General features: G+C 64.5%; 1 protein-coding gene. It reads left to right on the plus strand.

What is annotated here, in order from left to right:
• Nucleotides 1-66: 66 nt before the first annotated feature.
• A protein-coding gene (locus AC2A04_RS18260; RefSeq protein WP_484213783.1) for an IS3 family transposase occupies nucleotides 67-1,179 on the plus strand; the annotation gives its coding sequence in 2 pieces (ribosomal slippage) (nucleotides 67-325 and nucleotides 325-1,179; 1,114 coding nt annotated over the 2 pieces). This gene is flagged as partial in the annotation.

A 1,179-nucleotide genomic window follows, 5' to 3' on the forward strand; every position in this document is an offset into this window, starting at 1 on the left:
TGGTCTGCGCCCCGCAATCTCCTCCAGATTTGAGTAGAGTCCGGCCCATGGAAGGAGTCGGACGGAATGAAGCGGAGCAGGTTCACTGAGGAGCAGATCATTGCGATTTTGAAGGAGCAGGAGGCTGGCGTGTCGACGGCGGATGTCTGTCGCCGTCACGGTGTCAGCAGTGCGACCTTCTACAAGTGGAAGGCCAAGTTCGGCGGCCTGGAGGTGTCCGAGGCCAAACGCCTGCGGCAGCTCGAGGATGAGAACAGCAAGCTGAAGAAGCTGCTGGCCGAAGCGATGCTGGACAACGCGATGCTCAAGGAGATCACGTCAAAAGAATGGTAGCGCCCGCCGCCAGGCGGGAAGCGGTGGCTCACCTTGAGCGGGTGTTCGAGGTGAGCCAGCGGCGGGCGTGTGATGTGCTGGGCGTGGACCGGACGATGGTGCGGTATCGTAGCCGGCGCGGTGATGACGGTGCAATCCGGGAGCGGATGCGGGGTCTGGCAGCCGAGCGGCGCCGGTTCGGCTATCGCCGTCTGCACTGGCTGCTGGGGCGTGAGGGCGTTCGGATCAATCACAAGAAGTTCCGACGGCTGTACCGCGAGGAGCGTTTGCAGGTGCGGCGCCGCGGCGGCCGCAAAGGGGCGCTGGGCACACGGGCACCCATGGTCATCCCGCAGGGCTGCAACCAGCGCTGGTCGTTGGACTTCGTGTCCGATGCGTTCGCCTGTGGGCGTCGGTTCAGGATCTCTGCAGTGGTTGACGACTTCACCCGCGAGTGTGTCCGGCTCATCGCCGACACCTCGATTTCAGGCCTGCGGGTGGCCCGAGAGCTGGACTGGGCGATTGCCGAACGGTCACGCCCAGCGCTGATCGTCAGCGATAACGGCACTGAACTGACCAGCATGGCGATCCTGCGCTGGTCCAAGGAGCGCGAGGTCGAATGGCACTACATCGCACCGGGCAAGCCGCAGCCGAACGGGTTCATCGAGAGCTTCAATGCTCGCCTGCGGGACAAGTGCCTGAACGAGACGATCTTCACCAGCCTGGCTCAGGCCCGTTCGGTGCTGGCCGCCTGGCGGCACGACTATAATCACTACCGGCCCCACTCGAGCCTGGGCGACCTGACCCCGGCCGAGATGGCGGCCAAATCCATCGGCAAACCGGGTTGGGGGTTAACCCCCAACCCGG

The sequence above is a fragment of the Novosphingobium sp. HNCC26DJ243 genome (assembly GCF_057180545.1).